The following is a 19845-nucleotide window of genomic DNA, read 5'->3' as shown; positions in this document are numbered from 1 at the left end:
GTGTCGATCACCGTTCTCCCCTTAAGTGCGACGGTGTCACCAACCAGCACCATCGTCGCGCTCCACGTGGCAGACTGAGGTGCATGACAACCATGACGCAGAGATTCGTTCTTGAATGACCATGGTACGAGCGCCGTGATAAGCGTGATTACCGCCTTGGTGACTGGGCTGCACAGAATTCATGAGCCCGGCTGAGACGGGCTGCGGTGGGACTACCCATCACCAGGTTTGAGCAGAGCCGGCGGTTGCCGTGCTATGAGCGATCCCGCGTGATCTCTGCCCTTATGGATATGGGCCTCTGCCGAAGATGCTCAAGCCGCAACGTACGATAACGCAGTGACCCTCGATTCGGCACAATCAAGGCGAACTTCTTCGCGCTCAATCTTGAACGGCGTTCCTCGTGCTCGCTCTCCGTTGCTCCTATGTCGTGAAGGAAGCGCTGAGGTTGAGAACGGATCTTCGGATATTCACACTTGCTGGCCGCTACGTAATCTTGGGGCGCCGGGCGTCTGCCGTCGCGCGAGAAATTCCCGACTTGGCAATGACGCGCGCCCGTTCAACCCTCAATCTCCGGCGGCCGCGCCACCGCTATATTTCGACGGTGACGTTTCATGCGTTCATGCCTTCCGCTTCGGAAGGATCGCGTCGAAAGCGAGCTTGCTCGACCGCTCGCCGCGATCGGTCTCCTTGCGGATGCCGAGCCAGACGAAAGTGCGGCCGTTGTACCAGCGCGTGCGCTGGAAGCTCTGGGTGACACGAATGCCCGCGCGCGGCACCTCCTCCTCATGAAGATTGTAGCCCTGCTGCTGCGGGAGGTCGAGACCGTGGCGCAGCAGATCGGTGCGAGGTTCGACGCGCACCGGCGGATCCGGGTCACGGTCGATGACCCGCAACATTGCAGCGCGACGCAGTTGGATCTCGCGGCTGTCGTTGTCGATGTGCACCGGGATGAATGGGATCCAGTTCTCCGGCATCTCGCTCATCAGCCGATAGCGGATCGCGGCGTCGTTCTCGATCGGCGGCGCAGGTGGTGGGTCCGGCGGCAGGCTCTCCTCCACCAGGCGACGGAAATAGCGGCGGGTGTCGAGCGCGGCGCTGCGCCCGCTCTTGCTGTCGCCCGAAGCCAACATCACCCGCGACTCGACACCCCACACCATGTTGGCCATCTCGTCGCGGAACAGTTCCACCGACTCCAGCGGCTCGCTCTCCTGGATCTTCGGCACGCTGGGCACGATGAACAGGCTGAGATCGGCGGGAATGTCGTCGCTCCCCTTCGTCGCCAGCGTAAACATCGACCAGCGTTGCCAATCGGCGTCCGTGCCCTTGCCCGCGGCTTCGACCCAGATCCGCTCGCCGAAGACGTTGGTCACGCTCATGCCGGCGACCCGGGTGATCGCCCCGGCCGGCACGGTGAACGGCATCAGGAACCAATCGTTGGCGTAGACGAGGCCGAATTCGATCAGCAGCAGCTTGTTGACGTCCGTCGTCTCCGGATCGATGTCGCCGAAATTCGTTCGTCCCTCCTCAAAGGTCCACCAGCGTGTGTTCGGCATCCCGTCGAACTGGATCGGCGCCGGGATGAACGACGCCGTAAAGGTCGTCTCGACGGCGGCCGGCGGCGGCGCGTCCGCGAGGTCACCGAGTCCTGCGCCGGAGGCGTCGACGTCGAAGTTGTACCAGTCGAGATGCCCCTGGAAGTATTCGTCGGCGACCACGAGCTTCTCGCCGCCCGCCTTGGGCGCCGACGCTGCAAAGGCGTATTCGAGGCGATCGGGCAGCCAGGCATCGGCGGCACCCGCGGCGGGCTGGTAGAACGCCTCCCGGTACCACCCAAGGAATTCCGCCTCCGCCGTCTCGATCGCAGCGGCGCTGGCCGGATTGCCGAGCACGACGAGGTCGTGCGCGTGATTGCCGGGCGCGGCCGTCAGATGCTCGACGAGGTCGTAGCCGTCCATCGACCGGCCGGCCAGCGCCGCCATCGTCTGCCAGGCTTCGCGATGGGCGGCGACCGGCGCATCGGCCTTGAGCGCCGGATCTGGCATGGCGACCGGCAGCGCCGCGATGAATTGCTGGGCAAGCCCCGGCTCGATGCCGGCGACGAGCTTCAGCCAGCGCCGGCCCAGGGCGATGCGGAGATCGAACGCGATCTTCTGGCCGGCGAGACGGAACGGGATCGGCCGCCGCTCGACCTTGGCTTCGAGCGGTACGTCGTCCGCAAACGCTTCCGGCGGATTGCCGGCCGCGCGGTATTTCGTCAGTTCGGTGGTCTCGATGTGCACCTTGGCGACGACGGGCGAGCCGGCGTCGTCGCCCTGAAACTCGCCCATCTGCCACTGCTTCGTCAGCAGCCACAGCGGATCACGGACCTCGGCCTTGAGCGCGCGGTCGAAATCGTGCGTGCGTGGACGGCCCTCGAGCCTGTTCCACAACGTGATGGTGGGCAGCTTCACCTTGCCGGAGAACACGGCGGAGAGGTTCTGAACCGCGACATAGTCAGCCATTGCCCGTCTCCGTCTCGGCCAGCACCGCGGCGAGGTTGTTGTTGAAAGCGAAGTTGAGCGAGGCCGTGATCGGATGGAAGGCCACGGCGGACACCAGCGCCGGCAGGAAGCGGGCATAGGCGGTCGTGTCGACGTGGTCGGGCTCGATCGCGCGCTTCTTGGCGAGGTCCATCGTCTCGCGTACCGTGTCGACGAGATCCTGCCACTGCCACGAGCCGACAAATTTCGGCGGCAGCGCCAGCAGCAGAGTCTGCGGCGGTTCGGCGTTTGGCCGGTCGAAGTGGAACGCCAGACCGGTATCCTCGGTCGGGCGCGGGATCACTTCGGTCCACTCGTCGAGCAACAGCCCGAGTTGCCGCCGCGCCGGATCGAAGCTTTCGGCGAAATGCGCGGTATAGAGCAGCTTGTCCTCGTCGATCACGAACGGCTTTCCGTCGGCATCGGTCTCCGGGAATTCGAGTCCGAGCCACGGCAACTCGGGGCGATGCGGAAATTGCAGCGCCTGCAGCGCGACGCCCGCCCCCGTGAACGCGTCGGCGAGGTGCTGCGAAGCTTCCAGATCGTGCAGCTTCGACCGCACCCGCGCGACGCCCGTGAACCAGTCGTCGAGCGGAAAGCGGCGTCCGATCGTCGTCTTGAGGAACCCGAGAATGGCCTCGTCCGCCTGCGCCCCCGCGCCCCAGGCGTTGCTCCATTCACCGGCCTGCGCCGCTGGCAGACCGAAATCCGGAACGATCTTGAAATCGTCGCCGAACAGCAGCTTCGCCGCCGCGGTCAACGCCTCGATCTTGTTCTTCGCCTCCGCCGCGGCATCGTATTGATCGAGCCGGGCCTGGATCGCCGGCAGCCGCGTCGTCAGTTCGAGCGCGAGCGCGGCGGTGCGCTTCGCCATGTCCTCTGCGAGGGCGACGATCGCCGTGCGCTGTGCCGCGATGTCGATCGCCGCCGCGTCGAACGCGGCGTTCGCAGCCTTCGACGCCTCGATGCCGTCATGCAAGGCGGCGAGATCGGACGCATTGTCGTAGAGCATGATAAGAACGGCGCGCTGTCCAACGAAGGCGGCGCGCTTGCCGCTCATGAGATCGTCGCGGAAATCGTCCGGCTGCGCCGGTAGAGGGTCGGTCGCCGTGGTCGCGATCAGCTTTTCGGCCACCCGCAGCGCCAGGAACTTCGCCGCGTCCGGCGCGCCGGAATCAGCGTCGTAGGCGAGTATGCGTGCGTCGAACTCGGCGAGTTGCCTGGTCCATCGAGCGATGTAGCCGGCGAGTACGGCGTGCAACTGGGAGAAGATCCGCCGCCGATCGGCGTAGACGGCACCGGTACCGGTCTGCAACGCCGCGAATGGACCGAGACCCTGCATCACCGATACGAAGCCGGTGATCGTCTGCTCGATCTCCGTGGCGATCTGGGCCTCCTGCTTGGCGTCGAGGCGGGCCTGCAGCGCCGTACGGAAGGCGTCGAGATCCGCAAGCCGCGCGGCGAGCAGATCGCGCGGCAGCGTTGCCCGCTCGCGCGCGAGCGCCGCGTCGAGATCGACCGCCTCGTTCGCCTCGCCGGCCATCGCCATGTCGCTCGCCTTGAGCGGACGTGAACGCAGTAGCAGGCTTCTGAGATGCCGCACCAACGCCGACAGTTCGAACAGCGGCACATGCCCGGCGATCGCCGCAATCCTCTCGCGGTAGGCGATCGTCAGCATTGCGTCCGGGCGCGGTGCATGGACGGCGATCACATGCGCTTCGATCAGATCGTCGAGCGCCTTGGCGGCTGGATCGTTGTCCGGATCGAGCAGATACAGCAGGTCGATCGGCAGCAGGCCGAGATCGGCCTGCGTCACGTTGTAGGTGACGGAGGAGAGATCGAGCGGGTCGGTGACCGTCACCGAGCAGGCGACCGCTGCCGGCGGCGGCAGAATGCCCGCGAGCCAGGCGTTGAGCGCGGGCTCCGCCTTCGCCCGCGGCGATGTCAGCGCGCCGTCGTTCGGGTCGAGCCCGGCCTTGAGATGCAGCGTCACCCGATGGGTCAGCGTCACCCCCGACCGCGGCGTGCGCACCACGTCGGGGGTCGCCGGGAATTTTCCCTTGGAGTAGGTGTCGAGCACGGCGCCGGCGCGGTCGTAATTGCCCTGCACCACCTGATGCACGCTCTCTGCCATCGCGAGGTCGGCGACCGCGTCGGCGATGTCGGCAATCCGCGCGGCCTCGGCGGTGATCGCCGCGGCCTGCTGCGGGCTCGCCGCCGGCAGGTCGGCATCGTGGCCGAACGGGTAGCTGCTCACGCCGCTGGTCTTGATGTGCTCGACCAAAGCAAGGCCGTCGATGACGTTGCGCGCCTCCACCCGGTTGATCCGCAGTCGCCGACCGAACGCGTCGAGCCGGCCGGTACGCGTCGGAGTCAGCCGGTCGCCGACCAGCGGGAACGCCTTGCGGAGGTCGTAGATGAACCCGTCCACTTCGACGTCGTGGCGGTCGTGCAGGCCGCGCTCGAACTGGTAGCCGAGCAGCGCGCCGAGGCTCTGCTCGCCCTTCATTCCCTCGATGATCGACAGCGCGATGCGGACTCGTTCCGAGCTGAGATTGACGGCGAGGCTGCCGGGATTGTCGGGCGTGGCGTTGGACAGATAGCCGTTGCGCAGCACCGCGGCGGTCACCGCTTGGTTCAGCGACGGCGCGTGGATGTAGCCCTGGTTGCTGCGGTCGCGCATCAGCGGCGGCGCATCCGGATCGGCGAAGATCGCCGCGAGGTTTGCCGGCAGTTCGACCGCCGTCAGCTTCTTGAACTCCGGCTTGACGTTCTCGAGCCAGCCATAGGCGCCGAGATAGATCCCGGTCTTCGCCTCGCCGGCCGGTGCGCCCGGCTGAGCGGTCCCCCGGCCGGCACCGTGCGGATAGCGCATCCGTTCCAGTTGGCGGCTCATGATGCCGCCGTACCAGGCGTCGAACCGGTAGGTGCAGAGGTCGAGATGCTCGACGAACACCCGTTCAAGAACCGCCGTCGGGGACCTCTTCAGCCATTCGAGCGCATCGAGCTGGCGCTTGAGATACGCGGTGGCGACCATCGAGGTCAGCACCGTCGGGATGAACTCGCCGACCGTCCTCAGTCCCGTTCCGGTGACCGCGGCGTCGCTGCGGTGGAGGTAGCGCCAGCGGCTGCCGCCGGCCGCAGCCGGCACGGCGAGGCTCGCCTCCTCGACCTGAAAGAACTTCGGCTCGCGCCGCGCCGCCTTCAACTCGGTCTCGCCGATCAGCCCGGCATTGAAGAACAGGCGGATGCTGGTCTCGACGAAGCTCAGGTCGAGCGCGTGATGCAGCATGAGATACAGCAGCGCGTTCGGGCGCTGGGTGAAGCCCTGCTGCAGCCGCAGCGCATCGTGTGAGGTCGCCGCAGCCTTGATCAGCCAGCCGATGTAGTTGTCGCCGCCGGCGGTGTAGGCGCGGATCTGCTCGGTCTCCGACAACGGACGGTCGTCGATCAGCGGGCCCTTGAGCTGGTTGGGCGCCTTGAGAAAGAGTTTCTCGAGGATGTCCGGCACCTCGATCCCCTCGGGCGGCGTGTAGCCGAGCTGCTTCAGCAGATCGAGCCCGCTTCCGACATAGCCCGCGGCGAGCAGGAGCGCGACCAAGGCGCCGCCCGCCCCCTGCATCGCGAGGCGGTTGTACAGTTCCTTGAAGCTTTCGGCGAAGCGCTGCTGGAATTCCACCGATCCGGCGTGCAGACCGAGGACATCGAGCAATATCTGATGACGGTCGCCGCCCGGCTTGCCGATGTAGGACACCCGCGACATCAGCGGCTCGAGGTCGGCCTCGACCTTGCGCAGCAACTGATACAACCGCGTCAGGAACCGCAATTCCGGATCGTCCGGCGCGTGCGCGGCCCCGACTGCGACGTTCGACCCCGCGAAGATCCACTGGATGCGCGAGCGCGGCGTCGCCGGCAGGATGCCGTAGGGCTGACGACCGACGCGGATCGTGGGCATCGGCCCGCGTGCCGACACGTGCCGGACGAAGAAGTCGCGGGTCCGCTCCACCGTCGAATCGTCGAAGACCGGATGGAGCATGCTCTCCATGAAATAACCGAGCGTGGCCGGCCACAGCGCCGTGTTCATGGCGCGGGCGTCGTTGACGTCGTGGCGATGGTAGAAGGGGATCACCGCCAGCGCGGCCGGATCGAGACCGAGCGTGGCGGCGAGGCAGCGTCCGTCTGTCCGCTCGAACCATCCGTCGGGGTCCAGGGGCGGAGTGCCGAAGTAGTGATCGAAGCTGACGTCGGACTCCTCGCGCCAGCTGTAGGCGGCGCCCTCGCCCTCGACGTTGTTGGTCGGCTGGCCCTGCGGCAGGATCGAGAACCCGGCCTTCGACTGATGATGATGGGCGAACAACTGCTCCAGCGCGACCCGGCCGGCGTCTGCATCGGCCCCGAGCCGTACACCGAGCACCATCAACTGATCGAAGCCGCGGCGGAAGGCGAGCGGCGTTAGCGGCACCCGGAATCCCATGCCGATCTCGACGGCGCGGTCGAAGTTGCGCACCCATTCGAGCTCCGGACCGAACGTGATGTCGTCGCCGTCGTGCGCGACCGACGCGTCGTCCGTTCCGGTCGGCGACGGCGTGACCGGCAGCGGCGACGGAATCGGTTTTCCGAGTTGCTCGAGTTCGAGCGTTCCGCCGTTGTAGCCGAGCAGGACGAGACGATCAGGCAAGGTCCGCGCGGTCGCCGGCTGCGACCAGCCGGTCTCGCGCATCGGCGTGGCGTCCGCGGCGGGAAACTCCAGATACGCGGCGATGACCGTGGTGGTCGCGCGGTCCGCGCCCTCGGGCGGCGCGTCGGCGAGATTCCGCGGCCGGTACGCCTCACGGACCGCCGCGGCGCGCTCGGCCCCGAGCGCGTTGTCGAGCGCGGCGATCGCGTCCGTCTGCGCGGCCACGTCCGTGCCGGCGCGCCACAGCGCGATCCAGAATGCGCTGACCGTACCTCGCTCGGGATCGGCCAGCGGCGCGCTGGTCACCACCGTCAGGATCACGGTCGGCACGCCTTCCACCCTGGCCGGTCGCGCCGCCTCGTTGAGCGGACGATGAGTCTGGGTCACGTAGTAGGACCGCCCCGAGCCCTGTCCGCTCACGAGCGTTCGCCAGGCGGCCCGCTCCCCGGCGGTGTCGTGGTTCGCCCGCCAGACGTCGGCCCAATAGGCCTGGACGCGCTTCACCTCGTCTTCCGACAACGCTTCCTCGAAGCTGTCGACGGCGATGTCGTCCGGATAAACCCGGACCCACAGCTCGTCGCGGTCGCCGCCGAATTCCGCCACCTGCTTGAAGCGCGTTTCGATCCGCAGCGGCATCAGCAGGATCGGCGTCTGATCGGACAGCAGGCCGATGTTGCGGCGTGGGTCGGTGAAGTTCGCAAACAGCCCGATATTGCGGACCACTTCGTCCTTCGCCGCCTTCAGCGCGCCGCCCAGCCGCTCGATCTCGGAGGCCGCCGCCTTGGTCTCCTTGTCGATCGCCGCCAGCGCCGGATCATCGGCGCCCTTGCTGACGCGCGCGGCCCGTGCGCGGTCGCGGATCAGCCGCGCGCGGGTGTGGCGAAGTCGGCCGATCTCGCGCGACGTCGCATCGGCCGCGGCGCGCGACGCTTCCAGCTCCTTGCGGATATCATCGAACTCGGACATTTCGCCTCCGCCGCCCCCTGTCGTGTCCGCTGCGCGATCAGTTCGGCAGCATCTCGCTGCCGTGCACCGCGACCAGCACGGGAACCTGGTAGAGGATGTAGGCGAGCTCCGCGGAGTTGCTGTCCGGATGCCAGCGTAGCGCCTTGTCCTCGTCGTACTGTTGTTTCTTCTCCTGCAGCTCCGGCGCCACCGGATCGTCCAGGGTGAGGGTCGGCCCGCCCGGCCTGATCTGCAGAAAGCCCTTGTCGGCGTCGGACAGCACGTCAGGCCAGGCGAGGTCGTTCCAGACGTTGAGCGGCCCGTCGCGAGAAATATCGAGGCCGAAGCGCGGCTCGCCGGGCCGCTCCTTGATGACGAAGAACCAGCCCGGCGCCGTCGAATTGCCGCGGCCGGTGCCTCCCTTTGCCTCCTTCGAGGTCAGGTCGAAGCCAATGAAGGTGATGTCGGGATCGACCTTGGCTTCGTAGAGCGGTGTGCGCAGGCGGTCTTCCACCGGACCGTCGGTCTCCAGCACCCGCTCGACGCGGGGATTGATCGCGCCGCCGTCGTCGCGCTGCCAGCGCGCCTTCTGGGCGTAGATCACCGCGGTGGGATATTTCTTCAGCAGCTCGCCGCGGATGACGAGGACGACTTCCTCCTCGTTCTCGCCCGGCTTCTCGCGATGGTCGTGATCGCCGAGCTTGGAGAACAGCGACCAGGTGTGGAGCGGCGGAATATCGCGGAGCTTTTCGCGCAGTTCGTCCTTCGACAGGCCCTCCCGGTCGATCACGCCGCTCGGGTCCCAGAACTGGCGGAAGCAGCTGCCGCGCTGGTCGGTGGGATATTCGCGCCACAGCAGCTCGCGGGCGAATTCATGGTTGAGGCCGACCATGTAGGCCTCGATGAAACGCTGATTGGTCTCGAGCAGCGTGATCGTGTTCTGCGGAATCTTGTCGATGTTCGGCAGGAAGTGCTCGTCGGACAGACCGAGAAGCGGCTTGTACATCGGCAGGTCGATTTCCGGATATGCCATCACAGGCTTGAACACTTCCGGCTGCAGCAGCGTCGCGATCCCGTTGATGGCCAGCACTCGCGGCGGAATGGTGATCGAGGAGAAGGTGAAGGCGGGCACCGTCTTGTCGGGATCAATCGCAGCGAAGGTCGACGCTCCGAGCGCGGCGATGTCGATCGGCTTGCGCAACGGCGGCTTGCCGAGATCGGCGCTGACCGTGAGCAGCCGGTTGAGATCCTTGAGGGCCAGTTTGAAGCGCGCCGCCTCCGGGCTGTCGGCGGACGAAGCGCCGCCGACAGGCTCAGGCGCGGCGGGATCGGGATCGCGGATGGTGAACGACGGAAAGCCCGGCAGCGCGTCGATGATCTCGGGCGAAGCCCCTTGCGGCAACACGCCGGTCGCGATGCCGGCCTGCTTCTCCAGCCGCACCAGCCATCGGAACAGCGCCAGCGCCGCTGCCGCGACCACGATCGCGAGCGGGACGGCGACGGCCAGCAGCAGCACGGCGAGCAGCAGCAGAACGACCAGTAGGACCCACTTCGCCCAGCGGTGCTTGGTGAGCCAGTTGGTCAGCTCCGCGGGCAGCGACTTCGGCTGAAGCTGCGCGGCGACATCCTCCACCACCGGCAAGGCTTCCGGGGTGACCCGCGGCGGCGCCGCGCTGACCTCGCCGCGATTGATCTTCTCCAGCAGCTCTTCGGCGCCTTTCGGCGAGTCGAAGCCGAGCGTCGCCGCGAGCTGGTCGCGCGGCCGGACCGCGCGCCGGAACGGCGCGGACAGCGCCACGCGGGGCACCGTGCTTTCCTTGAGCCGATGGCGCAGCGTGAAGCCGTCGGCGATCACCCGGCGCTGCACCGGCGCCATCATTGTCAGCCCGCGTTCCGCACTGAGATCCTTCAGCGGCCCGAGATGGCGCGCATGCCAGATCGCGGCCGCGGCCTTGGCGAATTGCGCCAGCCTGATCCGCCGGTTCGCCGCAAGGATGTCGCCGACCTGGTCCCAGGCGGCGTCCATATAGGCCTCCTGATTCTTCTGCACGACCGCCGTGCCGAACGCGGCGGGAACGCGAAACCGCGGGTCCAGATTGAGCTCGTGCACCCAGTTGCGCGGCTGCGGCGCGTCGCTGCCGTCCGCCTCCTCAAGCAGCCGTTCGGTGAGCGCGTGCCAGCGGCCGTACAGCGGCGGCGTGATCACCGGGTCGGGCGCGCCTTCGCGGGCATAGTCGTCGGTCAGGTTGACGAAGCCCGCCAGCGCCTTCTCGAATTCGTGCGCGTAGGGTTCGTCCCAGCCCTCGTAGGCCGAAGCTTCCGCCTCCTGCGCGCCGATCAGCGCCTCGTCCGGTACCTTGAGCGCGCCGCCGAGCCGCAGCACCCCGTGGAGCCCGGCGACCGCGATGGGGGGCATCCCGGAGCCGGGCGTCTGCGTGTCCATGTCGCGGCGGCCGAGCCGCGAGTCCGGCGGACGCGGCTTCAACAGGCGGACGAGGTACTCGAAATCGCCCACCGTCCCAGTCTTGAAGTACCACCGCTTGTACACCGGATGCAGCGTCGGGAACGGCCGGTCGGTATAGTCCACCCAGGCCGACAGGGTGGCGAAGAGTGCGGGATTCGCCGCCGGCGCGATTCCGAGGCCGGCGAGACGGCCGCTCTCGAAGGTCGGCACCACGAACGCATGGTAGGACGTATTCGGCTTCAACTGACGTGGCGACAGGACGCGCGAATAGGCGTAGTCCGGATTGCTGGCCAGCAGGCTCTCCAGTCGCGCCCTCGCCTGGTCCGCATTGGTCGATTCCACCACGCCGTCCTGCTGGATCAGGTCGCGGTTGACGTGGACGTGCGCCCAGGCCCAAAGCTGGTCGGCGGGCGGAAATACCGAGACCGGATCGCCCGTCACCTCGATCGCCGGCAGCGGCCGCGCCGACGACACCGCGACTTCCTTGAACTCCTCCACCTCGAGCACCAGGAGTGCGAGCCACGGGCGCAGCCGGTGGCGCGACTCGTCCGGCGCCGCTGGCGTGTAGCGCCACGGAAAATCCTCGTCGTAGAACTCAACGAAGGGCAGGTAGTTCGGCTCGAAATTGGTGATCCAGTCGCGCGGCTCCACCTTCACCACCGCCATCGGATCGATGCCGACGATGTCCCCGGGACCATAGAGCGCGACATCGCGCGAAATCGTCGCCGTCAGATCCGTGTCGCCCTGGACCGGTCGCCCGGCCAGCGACAAGTCGACCTTGATCGTCGCGCGCAGCGCCACCGAGTGGTCGTTGTCGGACGCCGTGATGCTGTTCGCCACGCCGAGCCGCAGCCAGGGCAGGAAGGAATAGGTGCCGATCGTGTCGCTCATCCCGCTCCTCCCCGCCGCCTCGCCGGATCGCCCGCCATCATCGTGCCTCCGCTACGCTGCGCGCTTCATCTCGTGCGGGCGCACGATATGGACCTCGCTTGCGAAGTTCGGATTGCGCCGCGTCTCCGCCGCCATGAATTCGCCGGCGCTGGCGCGCGATTGGAACGACGCAGGCGCGCCGGCGATCGGCGAATTGTCGGCCAGGCTCACCACCACATAGGACGCCTGATCGACCGCGATCTTGTCGTCGAATACGTGCTTCAGATCGCGCGACTTCGCCGAGATCTCGGACCGCGCCACGGCGTTGTTGGCCAGGAAGTGCGTGAACAGCCCGGAGATGAGCGTGACGAAGCGCCGGCGTGCCCGCTTGAAATTGTTGTCGACGATGATCTCTTCGTAGCGGGCAATGCGCTTGGTGACATAGCTGGTCTTTGCCTGGTTGCCAGTGACCGACAGCTCCAGCCCCGCCTCCTCGGCCTCGTAGTCGGAAGCGCTGAGCTTCTCGCCGTCCTTGAGGTCCTTGAACTGGGCGATCGCGAACGACTCCCGGATGGTGGCGCGCTTCTCGATGCCCGACGTCGCGGTCGCGACCGAGAAGTAATTGGCGTCGTCCGGGCGCTGCGCGCCGATCTTGTCGAGGGTGATGCCGAGCGGGATCGCACGCTGGGTGATCTTGAGCGAACCGACCGGATGCAGGACAAGATCGGAGCCCGCGTCCACGGTCTTGAGCGTCACCAACAGCCTGCTGCTGTTCTGCAGCGCGGCAGTCCAATTCTCCGCCTTCGAGTATTCCGCCACCAGCAGGGGCAGCACGGAGACCGGCGGCAGGCTGGTGTCCTCCTTGTCGCCCCAGGTGTGGGAGAAGTCGACGTCGACGTCCCAGAACAGCAGCGAGATGCTCCCGGTGCCCTCGACGTGCCAGGGCGATGTGCCTTCGAGCGAGCCGCGGAAGCGGATACTGAACAGCCCCGCGCCGAACAGCTTCACCGACAGCGAGGCAGAGATCGTGATGATGAAATAGAACGGCGAGAACTGGAACAGCGCGTCGAAGGCGAGATGGCCCTCGATGTTGGCGATCGAGACGCCGAAATACAGCTCCGCATGTGCGCCGAACTGCACGGTGTTCGACGTCACCGCGAAATAGGCGTCGACCCGGATGCGGGCCACCGGCGTGTTGAGAATGTTGATCGCGATCCGGGGGATCGGCGGGAACGGCAGCGCCGGTGGATTGTAGGCCGGGTGGAAGCCGCCGACGGAGACGATGAAAGTGGCGTCGCCGCCGAACGACGCGAGCACGCCCATTCCGCCGTCGAGCGGCATGAAGATCACGCGGGATTCGTACAGGATGGCGAAGAACCAGCCGCGCTTCTTGTCGAATTCGATGGCGCCCATGAAGGCGACCTGGATGATGATGAGCGGCAGCCGCTCGTCCGGGATCGCCACCGTCAGCTTGCCGATGATGGCTATGTTGCCGGGAATCTCGATGATGATCCCGAGCGACAGACTGATCAGCGTCGGCGTGCCCCAGCCGAACTTTGCCATCGGGCCGATGAGGAATGTCCCCTGCTCTGGCGGGAAGAAGGTGCGGAGGTCGGAGATGATCCGGTGCGCGTTGGCGACGACGTCGTGCGGGAACAGCACCGAGTCCAGCGAGCCGGCGCGCACGCCGTTGACTAGCGCGTCGAGGTCCATCGAGCGGTTGAGCCCGACCAGTCCGCCGACTCCCAGCAGGGTGAAGCCGAAACCGAGCTGCAATCCGGGATTGAACTCGACCGTGATGATGGCGATGAAGGAAAAGCCCTTTGACCCGTCCGGCATCTTGGTGGTGATGACGCCGATTGCCGTCACCGAGAGGAAGTCGAGGATCTTCAGTTCCAGCGCGCCGGCATATTCGCCGCGGTCCGGATCGATGAAGAGATAGCCGCCGCCCTTCACCGCCCCGGCATCGATCGACAGCCCGACGCCGTTCGGTGGCTTGAAGCCGAAGGATAGATCGATCGGGCCGAGGTTGCCGCCGCTCCCCGGAAAAGCGAGATCGGTCCGCAGCCCGATGTTTTCCACCACCGCGACCAGCGGACCGAGCGCCGCCTTCAGCGTCGCGCCGATATCGATCGGGAGGCCGTCAGCCGACGGTGTCACCGCGAGCGTCAGTCCCTGCACCTGGATCGGACCGAGGTCGATATGCGCTGGGATCTGGATCTCGAGATGCGAGGTGCCGCGGAAATACACGCCGCGCGGATAGGCGACGCCGAGGCCGAGATCGAACTCGAACCGCGTCGAGATGCCCGACAGGATGGTCGAGATGAAGCCGTCCGAGCCGGACGCGTCGAGGACGAAAGCGAGGCCCTTGAGGTCCGCCTCGGCGAACACCTCGACGTCCTTGCCCGCCACCAGTGTGAAACCGCCGGCACCGCTCACCGATTGGTATTCGAGCCGCGTGCCCTCGCCGGTGCCAAGAACGATGGTCGGGCTGCCGGAGATGGCGGAGTATTCCACTTCGACGCGCGCGGTGCCCTTGGCCGACGTCGGCGCGCCGCTGCCTGCGAAGCCGATCACCATGTCGATGCCGCTGCCCGGCCGCACCATCAGGCCGACACCGCCGGTGAGATCGAGGTCGCTCGAGATCGTCACCGCGATCGTCGGACCGAGCTGCATCCGCACCGACAGCAGCCCGCTGAACGACGGCAGCAGCGCGAAGCCCGGCTTCTTGCTCCCGGACTTTGGCAGCGGGAACAGTCCGAGCTCGGCCGATAGCCGTCCCGCGTCGCGCGCCCGCTCGAAGAACACCAAGCGGAGCCGCTTGCGCACGGCGGCACGCCCGATCGGAGGGCCGCCTTCGAGCGCGCGCGCGACCCGATCCGGCACCTCCACCATCCGGACGTCGAGCCCGAGCCCGGCCGCGAGGCTGTCGATCTGCCGCGCGAAGCTGGAGAAGTCGAAGCTGTCGGTGCCCCAGCCGAAGGCGTTCTCGAACAGTGTCACCGGGTCGGAGACGATCTTCGGCAGGTCCGGGAAGCTGAACCTGTAGTCGATGTAGTCCGGGCGGTTACCGGCGGGCGCGGTATAGCGGGTGCGGATGACGCCGAGCGCCTGCAGCGCGAAACCGATGCCCGGATGATGGTTGCGCAGATAGGTGATGAAGAGATAGCCGACGAGCTGCCCCGGAAACTCGCCCTTGAAATTATCGGCGTTCAGCGTCGCCGAAAATGCACCGCCGGGCGCCGAGACGAGGTCGTCGATCGCCTGCACGACGCCGGCGATCGCCTCGATGGTCTTGAAGGCGTCTTCGAGCGAGCCGGACACGACCGTCGCCTCGCCGTCGGACGCCACTTCGCCGTCGAGCGACAGCCCGCCGCCGACCAGCGCCTGGAGCCGATCGAACAGCAGCTGCAAGTCGACCGCGAGATCGGCGATCGGCTTCGGAATCACGTCGGAATCCCAGCCCAGCTTGAGCAGCAGGCCCTGGAACGCGGCCGGCGACTCCACCGCCGCCCGCAGCGGCAGCAGCAGCTTGCCGATCTCGGCGACGATCGTTTCGAGGGCACCCGGTTCAGCCATTTTTCTTGGCCTCCGGATAGAATTCGCGGTCGACGACGTCGTGCAGCGCGGGATCGACGCGGTTGGTGATCAGCCATTTGCAGACATGGCAAAAGGTGCCGCTGTTGTTCCGCATCTTGCAGTCGCCAGCCGGACGATAGACCAGCCCGGTGAAGTTGTATGCGCCTTCGTACAGGCCGACCAGCCGCTGCGCCTTGCATGGCGGCTTGAAATTCGGGATGTCCTTCGGGTCGTCGCCCTCGTCGTTCACATGAGCGAAGTCGGGATCCTTGTTGAGCGGCAGATGGTTGCCTGCGATGAAGTCGCGCACCTTCTTTTCCACCACATAGACCAGCGCGTCCGCATCGTCGCGGCGCGGCACGAACAGCAGCGAGCCTTTCGGAAACACGGGAAACGGCGCCGGCGGCAATTCCAGCCCGCCGAGCCGGATCGAGCCGAGGTTCTGGTCGATGTCGCCGATGTCGAGTCTGACGAGATAATCGGAATCGGTGAACGTGAGCGGCAGTTGCCGGCCGATCGCCGTGATCTGGATGCGGCGGAGAAACGCCTGGCGGCCGGCCGCCTTCGCCTGCACCCAGCGCGGGATCTGGCGCGGGTCGATCCTGACCTCGATCGAGCCACCCTGCTGGGTCGAAGCCTGGGTCAGCCTGGCCGAAAGCTGGACCCTGAGAAGTTCGAACCATTTCACCTTGGACGGATCGACCAGACGGGAGTGATTGGCGGCGTAGCTCGGATCCTGAAAGATGTCGGCGAGCGCGACGATGTTGTCCTGCTCGCTCGAAGCGGTCGCATTGTCTTCGGCGCTCGTCTCGTATTCGTCGCCGAGATTGAAGGAATGGCCGAATTCGTGCGCGACCGTGTCGATGATATCGGTGAGGTCGGCGTCGATGTCGCTGGCAGGCTTGCGCCGCATCACCTTCTTCGTCGCCGTGTTGGTCGCCGGATATTCGAAGTCGAGCGTCTTCAGGCTCTGCAACGAATTGGCGGTCACGGTCGACTGGTTGAAATTGGTGCCGCCGATCATGTCCTCGTTGGTGATCATGGCGATCAGGCCGCGGCTGCGCTTGAAGGTGCCGTCCGGTATCCACTCGGCGCCGAGCGCGGTATGCGGCGACGACCCGAGCCGCAGTCCGGACAGGTAGGCCATGATCGGCGCCGCAACGTTCGCGCGGCCGTTCCGAGCGAGCTCCGGCGGATGCCGGCGCGGATCCGGGGCAAGGTGCCGGGTGACGCTGGCCGGCTTGAAGAACTGATAGGCGCGGGCGATCAGTGGCGCGAGGTTGGCATCGCCCGCCGCATCCGCCGCCGGCATCGTCAAAGCGGCCCCGGACTTCGCCGACCGGTCGCCCCAGCGGGAGCCGAGCATCAGGCCGTAGAAAGTGTCACGTGCCTCCAGGATGCCGAGCGATTTCTGCTTCCTCCACGCTTCGATCAGGGTGTCGTTGACCTTCGCCGCATCGTAGTTGGGCAGCGACTGACCCGCCCAGCGCGCCTTCAATTGCGCCGGCGTCGCAGTCTCGTTGCGGAGCGGCAGGCCGACGCGGGCCACGAGCTCGTCGACCTCGTAGATGCTCTTGTCGTCCGAAACGCTGTAATTCCACGGAATCGGTCCGCCCCTGCTAAGCTCCGAGGTCTCCTCGTCGTTGACGCGCCAGCCGCAGGTCACCGCCTGCTCTTCCGACGCCTGGAACGCCTTGAATACGTTGAAACTGCCCGCGAGCGTGCCGTAGGGCTCGTGGCGCTTCTGCGAGAACAGACCGTCCGCCGCTTCCTGCACGATCTTGTCGAACTTGTCCTTCTCGGACGCGCGAAAGCCTTCGGCGAGGAACAGGATGTTGTGCATCTCGGCGGCATTGGCGAGGTCGCCGGCGCGCACCGTTGAGATGTTGTCGCGGATCTTGGCGTAGTCGACCACCTTCACCGGCAGGCTCTGGTTGACACCGAGGAAGCTGCCGTCGAGCTGGGCTGCCCCCTCGCTCACGCCCCTCAACCGTCCCTCATTGTTCGTATTTGCCACCACGAAGGTGCCGGGACTTGCCGAGTTGAGCGTGACGAAGCCGTGCCCGGTGATGTCGCCGACGAGATCGGTCCCGGTCGGATCGTCGCTGAACAGCGCGCACAGCGTCGGCTGGCTGTGGGCGACCGTCGGATGCAGCGCCGTGGTGATCGAGGAGTTGCCGAACCACCAGCCGAGCACATCGTCGTGCACCTGGATACGCGCGACGATGTAGCCGGGGCCGTATTCGATCACCACGAGGTTGGTGCCGACGTCGTCGCCGGTGATGGTGCGCGCCGCAGGATCGATCGTCACGAAGCTGGTCAGCCGGGACCCGACCGGGTTGTACGGCGCCAGGATTCGAAAATTGCAGTCCGCGGTGACGTCGGTCAGCGTGTAGGTCGTCGAGCCGTTCGGCAGATCCTGGTCGAACACGCGGAACGGCAGCACCTTGGTCGCGGGCTTCTTCAGCGCGACGTGCATGTCGCAATGCGGATAGACGATGAGAGGCATGCCGGCACAACCCTCTCTCAGCCAGCAGAACTATTGGGAAGCCCGTCGTTCCCATCGGAAATCTGGCATCACGAAGATTGTACACCCAAGCCTTCTCAATACAACCTCAACGTGATACTGTTTCGATATCCTTCTGCAATCGTCGTTTGCCGAGTGGAGCTCTCCATCACTGGGGCCAATCCTGCTGCATATGCCGGCGGCGTAGAGCATCTCGTTGTCATCGTTCACAGATGAACACGAACGCTCCGTGGTTTCCGATGAGAAGCGATTGGAAGGCGCTGGGTTCGTCGCTGTCCCCGCGGGGGTACGAGACCGATGCGTGACCCGGTTTCTGACCGCGTCACGCCTCTTGAGACGCACTGCGACTGACCGCGTCTCCTATCCATGGGTTCGGCCCGACGCTGCTCGGCGTTGTCACGGGCGCCGACAGGCATCGTCACGTCACTCAGATGTCAAACAGCCACTTGCGGTCGGTTCAGGCGTGCGCGCGCGGTCTCGCGGCTCGATGAGTCCGAGGAATGCGTTGGTCGCGCGCGTCTCGAAACACGAGAGGCGCAGGGAGAACCGGACCTCGACTGAGGCCCGTGGCCCGCCTGCGAAAAAAAATGCAGGCGGCAGGTACCACAGGTCCAGCCGGACGACCCGGCCCTCCCTGCGCGATCAGTTTTAACGGTGTCCTTCGTGCTCTCCTTGGGGACCGGGCTTTCTTGCCCCCATCGCCCGCGTGACGCTTGCGCATCAACAGCAGGCTTGACCTCAGCATCGGGAGGCCGGGACCACACGACTTCGCCGTCCGCGACGCAAGCGCTCGTCTGGCGCAGCATCCACGTCCATCGCAGCCCACCTCCACGTATCGTGACGACGCGTACGCCCTCTGCATGAGGCGGGATGAACGGAGTAAAGCATGATTTCCGATAAAAAGAACGAGGGATTTTTGGCCAGCGTCGAGCGGCCCGGCGATCGCATCCAAGAACCCGGGTTTCCGCCCAGATATCTTTCCACCGTCATAGCCTGGCTCCGTCCCGGCCATTCACTTCGACCAACATGATTGAACGACGTGCATGCCCGAGCCTTCGCCGAGTCGAGGCGGTTGCGGCCGCGCAGGAAGGACGGAGCCCGGTATGACAAGCAACTCATTCGCAGATTCTCTTGGTGCACCGCGCGTGAACCCCGTGTATCACGCCGCAGCATTGCCAATCTCATCGATTGAGCGCAGGCTCCCCTTCCTAAGCGCGCAAGTCGCATTACGGCACCAGCCGCATCAGGGGAGAGACGCATGAAGGAACCGGGCCTCGACGGCCGCCACCGCGACAAGGATGGCGAGATCAGCAGGAAGCATGGCAACACGCTGGTCGGCACGTTGCGCAAGATCTACGGAAAGTCGTTCGCGGCCGGTTATCCGGATTCGACCAAACTCAGCGACGTGCTGCTGCAGCTCAACGAGACCTCGCTGAGCCAGCTGCGTAGGGATCACGGCACCGGGCATCTGGAGCACAAGATCAAGGAGGCGTCGAAATGATCGGCAGCGTGCATCGCACGTTGCCGTCACCTGCTGGACCCACGCAAGATGGGGGATGCTGACCGAGACTGACGGCACATCGCCGACCAGTGCCTCGCCCTTGACCGTCAAACCTCAGTCAGCCGACCTCAGGACGTCGGCGAACTGCTGCTCGAACCTTTTCTGCTGTCCCGTGCTCGGAAAATAGACCGGGCGGCCGGCGTTGATCACGTTGAAGCCGTCCTTTGTCAGTCGAGGCTCCAGAATCCGGCAGACGTTTGCCTTGATCAAGATCAGGGGAACGCCGCGATCCGACACAAGGCTGGATAGGTCCGCGACGAGCAGCGGGTAATCGTCTTCGATCAACGCATTCCTATCCTGACTCGCGTCTTTCGGCAGCTTGTCCACTTGCTGGTAGGTCGCATCGACCAGCACCCATCCCTTGCGCTGAAATTGTCGCAGCCCCTCTTCTTTCGTCGCAGGGGTGGCTCCCATCTGGCGCATGAGGGCCGTGAACAACGGCTCGCTGATCGAGCCGGCCGAGTCATAGAAGTATTTTCCTGAGGCCGGCGGCGATTCCGCGACGATGACAAGCTTGGCGACGTCCGGCTCATAGCGGCGTCTCAGCCCGAGATAATAATCTCGCCCCCTCGCCAACATCGACGATGCACCTCCACCGCACGAATTCGCAACACGGCGATCGCTGACGTCACTGAACGTTCGTTTAGCATCAAGCGCCAACGATGGCAGCAAGGTCTGCAACACGCCGTCTGGAAAAGAATG

The 19845-nt window shown here is 65.9% G+C and carries 7 protein-coding genes; 1 reads left to right on the top strand and 6 read right to left on the bottom strand.

All coding sequences use genetic code 11. The annotated features are described in order from the left end of the window. Positions 1-617: 617 nt before the first annotated feature. From ACQR13_RS18555 to ACQR13_RS18535, 5 genes are read right to left on the bottom strand one after another with little or no spacing between them, the layout of a single operon-like run. The gene (locus ACQR13_RS18555; protein WP_315826574.1) at positions 618-2501 is read right to left on the bottom strand and encodes a hypothetical protein; all 1884 of its coding nucleotides are present in this window, start codon (positions 2499-2501) and stop codon (positions 618-620) included. Continuing rightward, positions 2494-8163, bottom strand: coding sequence for a hypothetical protein (locus ACQR13_RS18550; RefSeq protein ID WP_434863073.1), 5670 nt, complete (start codon positions 8161-8163; stop codon positions 2494-2496). Before ACQR13_RS18550 ends, ACQR13_RS18555 begins: the two co-directional genes overlap by 8 nt. A gap of 37 nt (positions 8164-8200) precedes the next feature. Further along, a complete protein-coding gene (locus tag ACQR13_RS18545) occupies positions 8201-11497 on the bottom strand; it encodes a hypothetical protein (protein WP_434863072.1) in 3297 nt (1098 codons plus the stop codon). Between the two features lie 51 nt (positions 11498-11548). Beyond that, a complete protein-coding gene (locus ACQR13_RS18540; protein ID WP_315751452.1) occupies positions 11549-15055 on the bottom strand; it encodes a DUF6603 domain-containing protein in 3507 nt (1168 codons plus the stop codon). Beyond that, positions 15048-17564: a M64 family metallopeptidase gene (locus ACQR13_RS18535; protein ID WP_315751450.1), complete on the bottom strand. Its 2517-nt coding sequence runs from the start codon at positions 17562-17564 to the stop codon at positions 15048-15050. Before ACQR13_RS18535 ends, ACQR13_RS18540 begins: the two co-directional genes overlap by 8 nt. Positions 17565-18840: 1276 nt before the next feature. On the opposite strand from ACQR13_RS18535, the gene ACQR13_RS18530 reads away from it, so the two are divergent. Next, positions 18841-19083 (top strand): hypothetical protein, encoded by a 243-nt coding sequence (locus tag ACQR13_RS18530; protein ID WP_315716267.1) that lies wholly within the window; start codon positions 18841-18843, stop codon positions 19081-19083. 114 nt (positions 19084-19197) lie between these two features. Here ACQR13_RS18530 and ACQR13_RS18525 read toward each other — a convergent pair whose 3' ends face one another. Further along, on the bottom strand, positions 19198-19824 hold the full coding sequence (locus ACQR13_RS18525; protein ID WP_315716268.1) for a hypothetical protein: 627 nt from the start codon (positions 19822-19824) through the stop codon (positions 19198-19200). Positions 19825-19845: the final 21 nt, after the last annotated feature.

Origin of the sequence: Bradyrhizobium sp. HKCCYLRH3059 (assembly GCF_051168035.1) — a bacterium.
Classification (GTDB): Bacteria; Pseudomonadota; Alphaproteobacteria; order Rhizobiales; family Xanthobacteraceae; genus Bradyrhizobium.
The sequence above is the reverse complement of the archived record's forward strand: the minus strand, read 5'-3'. Positions and strand labels throughout refer to the sequence as shown.